7 protein-coding genes are annotated in these 5,729 nt (G+C 66.1%); 4 read left to right on the top strand and 3 right to left on the bottom strand.

What is annotated here, in order from left to right; all coding sequences use genetic code 11:
* A partial coding sequence (locus tag ACR2JA_RS03730; protein ID WP_434007777.1) for an MlaD family protein occupies nt 1-935 on the bottom strand: 935 nt, incomplete at its 3' end.
* Between the two features lie 10 nt (nt 936-945).
* On the bottom strand, nt 946-1,752 hold the full coding sequence (locus ACR2JA_RS03725) for an MlaE family ABC transporter permease (RefSeq protein WP_434007776.1): 807 nt from the start codon (nt 1,750-1,752) through the stop codon (nt 946-948).
* A gap of 141 nt (nt 1,753-1,893) precedes the next feature.
* Here ACR2JA_RS03725 and ACR2JA_RS03720 point away from each other — a divergent pair, with 141 nt between their 5' ends.
* The 4 genes from ACR2JA_RS03720 to ACR2JA_RS03705 all read left to right on the top strand — a co-directional run bounded on the left by ACR2JA_RS03720 (nt 1,894) and on the right by ACR2JA_RS03705 (nt 4,906).
* On the top strand, nt 1,894-3,468 hold the full coding sequence (locus tag ACR2JA_RS03720; protein ID WP_434007775.1) for an acyl-CoA synthetase: 1,575 nt from the start codon (nt 1,894-1,896) through the stop codon (nt 3,466-3,468).
* Nucleotides 3,469-3,541: 73 nt separating this feature from the next.
* Complete coding sequence (locus ACR2JA_RS03715; RefSeq protein ID WP_434007774.1) at nt 3,542-3,817, top strand: hypothetical protein; 276 nt, start codon at nt 3,542-3,544, stop codon at nt 3,815-3,817.
* Nucleotides 3,818-3,828: 11 nt separating this feature from the next.
* Nucleotides 3,829-4,104: a type II toxin-antitoxin system RelE/ParE family toxin gene (locus ACR2JA_RS03710; protein ID WP_434007773.1), complete on the top strand. Its 276-nt coding sequence runs from the start codon at nt 3,829-3,831 to the stop codon at nt 4,102-4,104.
* 46 nt (nt 4,105-4,150) lie between these two features.
* The gene (locus ACR2JA_RS03705) at nt 4,151-4,906 is read left to right on the top strand and encodes a hypothetical protein (protein ID WP_434007772.1); all 756 of its coding nucleotides are present in this window, start codon (nt 4,151-4,153) and stop codon (nt 4,904-4,906) included.
* Nucleotides 4,907-4,928: 22 nt separating this feature from the next.
* On the opposite strand, the gene queG is transcribed toward ACR2JA_RS03705, so the two are convergent.
* Nucleotides 4,929-5,729: tRNA epoxyqueuosine(34) reductase QueG (gene queG, locus ACR2JA_RS03700; protein WP_434007771.1), on the bottom strand; the 801-nt coding region annotated here is incomplete at its 5' end.

The following is a 5,729-nucleotide window of genomic DNA, read 5'->3' as shown; positions in this document are numbered from 1 at the left end:
GTGGCGCGCTCGGCGCTGGCCTTGGCGTTCATCTGCCAGTCGGGGGCGGGCGGGGTGTTGCCGCAGGCAACGAGCGCCAGCACCGCGTCCACCTTCTGCAAGCTGCCGCGCGCATCGGCCAGCAGGGCGTTGAGTTGCTGCACCGTGGCGCGCGTGTCGTTCACCAGGCCGCCCTGCGCGCCGCCACCCGGCCCGACTCCAGCGCCGAACACCTGCTTGTCGGCGTTGGCCACCAGGCCGTTCAGGCGCACGGTCAGCTGATCGGCGCGCGCCAGCAGCGCGTTGGCGCGGTCGATGGTCTGCACCAGCTTCTTCGCGTCGGCCTCGTTGCCCATCAGCGTGCCAAGCACGCCTTGCGGCCCGTTCATGCGGCCGGTCAGGGTCTGCACATTGCCCAGGGTGCCGGCCAGCGCCGCGTCGCTCTTGGTCAGCGCGGCCAGGTTGTCGGTCAGCTCGCGCACCGAGGCCATGAGCTTGGGGATCTCGCCCGCGGTGTCGCCGCGCAGGGCCATGCGTTCGGCGCCGTCGGGCAGCGGCGGGTCGGTCAGCACGCCGCTGTAGGCGCGGATGCGGGTGCCGCCCACCAGCCCGCGCTCCATGGTGAAGATGCTGGATTCGCGCAGCCAGCGCGCGTCCTTTTTGGGCACGTCGATCAGGATGCGGGCGTTGCCGTCTTCGCCCAGCTCGATGCGCGCCACGCGGCCGATGGCGAAGCCGGCGAAGGTCATGTCCATGCCCACGACCACGCCTTCCGAATCGTCCGAGATCAGCACCAGGCGCTGGGTGCGCTCGAAGGCGCCGCGCGCGTACAGCACGTACAGCGCGGAGCCGACCACCAGGGCCAGCATCAGCAGCAACAGCAGCGCCGCCTTGAGCTCCAGGTTCTTCACCGGGGGCGGGTCGGGCAGCGGGTTGGCGGGGTTCACAGGTGGCATGAGAACAGCATCAGTAGTAGTTGCCCAGCAGGGAAAGCACCTCGATCAGCAGCAGCACCGAGAACAGGCGCGCGAATTCGCTGATGTCGCTGCGGCGGCCATAGCGGCCGTCGGCGTCGCGCTGCCCCGCGGCGGCCAGCGGCACCACGGCCACCGCCAGGCTGAAGAAAAAGGTTTTGAGCGAAAAAATGAGGGTCACCGCGGGCGAAAACACGCTGCCCACACCGCGCGTGTAGGCCGGCAACCCCCAGGGCGAAAAACCGTAGACCGTGAGGTAGGCCAGCACCAGCGCCACCACGCCGCTGACGGCGGCCAGCAGCAGCACCGAGAACACGGTGGACAGCGCGCGCGGCAGCAGCTCGGTGCGCAGCAGCACCTGGTCGGCGTATTCCACGCCCTGTTTCTGTTGCTCGGCCAGCAACCGGCGCACGCGCTGTGCGCTGGGCATGGCGTAGCGCAGCGCCACGAACAGCGCGGCGTACAGCGGGATGAGTTCCAGCACCAGGGTGCGGACCAGCACCTCCAGCGCGTACTGCGACAGGCCGTAGCTGTAAGCGGTGGCCACGACGATGCGGATCAGCACCACGCTGATGAGCGCTGAGAGCACCAGGAACCAGGTCAGCAGCGGTCCGGTGGCCTGGTAGAGGTTGAGCAGCACCGCGTGGCGCTGTTCGCCGCGCCGGTAGCTGGACGGCAGCACCGCCAGCACCAGGATCTGCGCGGCCAGCAGCACCACCTGCCACCAGGCGGACCAGCCCGCGCGCACGCGCTGGCCCCAGCGGGTCAGGGATCGGGAGGTGGCGGCAACAGGGTCCATGGCGGGATGATAGGCGCGCGACGCGCAGGCGACAGAACAGGCGGTCAGGCTGGTGAAAACGCCCATGGCAAACGCGGTCAAACGCCTTTCAATGGTCGGGTTTGCATTTGTGTGATGCCCCTGCCACCGGAGAGTTCGCCCATGCCCGCCCACCCCATCCCGCCCCTCGCGCCCGCTGTGCGCCGCCAGACCATTGCCGACGCGCTGCACCGCAGCGCCCTGCGCCTGCCGACCAAGACCGCCATCGTCTGCGGCGCCACCACCTGGACCTACGCCGAATTCGACGCCCTGGTCACCCGGCTGGCCGCCGGCCTGCACCGCATCGGCGTGGGCGAAGGCGACAAGGTGGCCGTGCTGGCGCGCAACTCGCACAGCTTCGCGGCGCTGCGTTTTGCCCTGGCCCGCCGCGGCGCGGTGCTGGTGCCCATCAACTTCATGCTCAAGGCCGAAGAGGTGGCCTTCATCCTGCGCCACGCGGGTGCCCGCACCCTGGCCACCGACAGCGGCCTGGCCGGGCTGGCGCGCGAGGCCTCGGCGCTGGAAACGCAGGTGCGGCAATTCATCTGGCTGCCCAGCGAAGACCCCACCGAACCGGCGGCGGGCATGCACCGCTTCGACGAACTGGCCGCCTGCACCGACCCGCTGCCCGACGTGGGCGTGCAGAGCCAGGACCTGGCGCAAATCGTCTACACCAGCGGCACCGAATCCATGCCCAAAGGCGCCATGCTCACGCACGACGCGGTGCTGTGGCAGTACGTCAGCTGCGTCATCAACGCCGAGATCGCCGAAGCCGACCGCGCCCTGCACGCCCTGCCCCTGTACCACTGCGCCCAGCTCGACGTGTTTTTCGGCCCGGCCATCTACATCGGCAGCAGCAACGTCATCACCGGCAAGCCCACACCCGACCACCTGCTGGCGCTGCTGGAGCAGCACCGCATCACCAGCTTCTTCGCGCCACCGACGGTGTGGATCGCACTGCTGCGCTCGCCGCTGTTCGACGCCAGCAAGCTCCAGCACCTGGCCAAGGGCTACTACGGCGCCTCCATCATGCCGGTGGAGGTGCTCAAGGAACTGGCGGCGCACCTGCCGGCGGTGCGGCTGTGGAACCTGTACGGCCAGACCGAGATCGCGCCGCTGGCCACCATGCTCGCGCCCGAGGACCAACTGCGCAAACCGGGGTCGTGCGGCAAGGCGGTGCTCAACGTCGAGACCCGCGTGGTCGACGACGACCTGCGCGACGTGGCCCCGGGCGAGGTGGGCGAGATCGTGCACCGCTCGCCGCACCTGATGCTGGGCTACTTCAACGACCCCCACAAAACCGCCGCCGCCTTCAGCGGCGACTGGTTCCACAGCGGAGACCTGGCCACCATCGACGAGGAGGGCTACATCACCGTCGTCGACCGCAAGAAAGACATGATCAAGACCGGCGGCGAAAACGTGGCCAGCCGCGAAGTGGAAGAGATGGTCTACCGCCTGCCGGCGGTCAGCGAAGTGGCGGTGATCGGCCTGCCCGATCCGAAGTGGGTGGAAGCGGTGACGGCGGTGATCGTGGTCAAGGCCGGCCAGAGCTTGACCGAGGCCGAGGTGCTGGCGCACTGCAACGCGCACATGGCCACCTTCAAGGTGCCCAAACGCGTGGTGTTCACCGACGCCCTACCCAAAAACCCCAGCGGCAAGCTGCTCAAGCGGGAGCTGCGCAAGGCCTATGCGGGCTGAAAACCGCACCATCGACAGCACGGTTCATCACACTTAAAATAGCTTGATTGCATCAAGACAGACGGCACCCACCATGAACCAACTCACCGCCAACGACCTGAAAGTGCGTGGCGTCGCCGCCATTGAAGACGTGCTGGCCTCGCAGACCGAGGCCACCATTTCCGTGCGCGGCAAAGAGCGGTTCGTGGTGATGGACGTGGCGCAGTACCACTACCTGCGCGAATGCGAACTGGACGCCGCATTGGCCCAAAGCAAGGTCGACCTGGCGGCGGGCCTGGCGATCCGGGAAAGCGCGGCCGAACACATGGCCCGCATGGATCGCCTGCTGCAGCAAGACGCTGAGCACTGAACCGGCCGTTCATGCCCTACCAGCTGGTCTTCACCGAGGACTACCTCCGCCGCGCGCTGCGCTTCCTCAGGCGGCACCCACAGCTCAAGGCGCAATACGGCAAGACGCTGGCGCTGCTCGAAGTCAACCCGCACCACCCATCGCTGCGCCTGCACGCGCTCTCGGGCAAGCTGCAGGGCCTGCATTCGGTGTCCATCAACCTCTCGTACCGCATCACGCTGGAACTGCTGATCCAGGACGGACAGATCATCCCGATCAACGTCGGCGATCACGATGCGGTGTATTGAACTGCGGTAGATCAGCTTCAGTCTTGCAAATGTCCACAAACGATCAATGAAGCCCGACTCATTTGAATTGAGCCGAAGACGTCTGCGCAGACTCCGTGAAGAGCACGTTAGTCGATTGCTGGCGATTGAATCCGATGCGCTTCGCACCGTAGATCCTGCACGGAAGAGGACTATTTCTGCGGCCTACAAGAATTTTGTGGATCAGACAAACACCGAATTGACTGAGTACTGCGCGCGCATTCGCTCTGAAGTTCTTTCGTTTGCTGACGGCGCAACCACAGCAGTATCCGCGGAGGATCGAAAGGTCCTACAAGAAATCGCGGCCGACCAGTTTGATCCTACTCTTTACCCCAAGCGTTTTGACTTGCTCGGCGAAGCCATTGAGCGAGATCTCAGTCGCCTCGGCATGCGTGTTGATCTATCAGAATTTCGACTCGATCTTCCAAAGGCATGTCACAGCGCAGGAACGACAAATGGAATATCGCGTTTCCTTGCTTCACTGCGTGATGACCTTGAATTGCTCAGCCTGCAGAAGCGGCGCACTGGAGTAGAAGAAGCAACGGCAGCGACACCACCAGCGGTGCATTGGACAAGCACTTGGGGCTTCTGGGTCGGTGCAGTGGGCGTGGTCGCTGGAGTTGCGGGAACGTATCGCGCATTCGTACCATCCGAGGCCCCTCAGGTCACGAAGCCGATGCAGCAGATAGCTGAAAAATCGATCTCTCAGGCAGCCTCCCCAAAATCAGCATTGAAAGATCCTGCCGAGAGGGCACTTCCATCAAGCTCGGCCGCTTCAAAGTAGCCTCACTCAAGGCCGATCCAAATCAGTCAGAAGTCGATTGATTCAGCGCCCAGGCCACGGTCTCGCGCACCGTGGCGTCCGGGTGCTGCGCGTGGGCCTGCAGGGCGGCACGCATGGCCAGGTCGTCCACCTGCCGCAGCGCATTGCCCATCGCCACGGCGATGTTCCTCAACCAGCGCTCGTGCCCGATGCGGCGGATCGGACTGCCTTCGGTGCGGCGCAGGAACTCGGTTTCGCTCCAGCCGAACAGCTCCACCAGCGAGGCGCCCGTGAGGCCTTCGCGCGGATCGAAGTCGGGCAGCGGGCTGCGCTGCGCGAACTTGTTCCAGGGGCAGGCGGTCTGGCAGTCGTCGCAGCCGTAGATGCGGTTGCCCATGAGCGGGCGCAGGTCTTCGGGAATCGGCCCGGCGTGTTCGATGGTGAGGTAAGAAATGCAACGGCGTGCGTCGAGCCGGTGCGGCGCGACGATGGCCTGTGTGGGACAGACATCGATGCAGGCGCTGCAGGCGCCGCAGTGGTCGGTGACGGGTTCGCTGGCCGGCAGGGCCAGGTCCACGTAAATTTCGCCCAAGAAGAACATGGACCCGCCCTCGCGGCTGAGCACCAGTGTGTGTTTGCCGCGCCAGCCCTGGCCGCTGCGTTGCGCCAGCTCGGCTTCGAGCACGGGGGCCGAGTCGGTGAACGCTCGGTGGCCGAAGGGGCCGACCTCGGCGGCGATGCGGTCGGCCAGCTTCTGCAGCCGGTTGCGCAGCACCTTGTGGTAGTCCCGCCCGCGGGCGTACACGGACACGATGGCCTCGCCAGGACGGGCCAGGCGCTGGCG

The organism is Hydrogenophaga sp. (assembly GCF_051007235.1).
Taxonomy (GTDB): Bacteria; Pseudomonadota; Gammaproteobacteria; order Burkholderiales; family Burkholderiaceae_C; genus Hydrogenophaga.
Note: the sequence above shows the minus strand (reverse complement) of the source record. Positions and strands in the feature narration are given on the sequence as shown.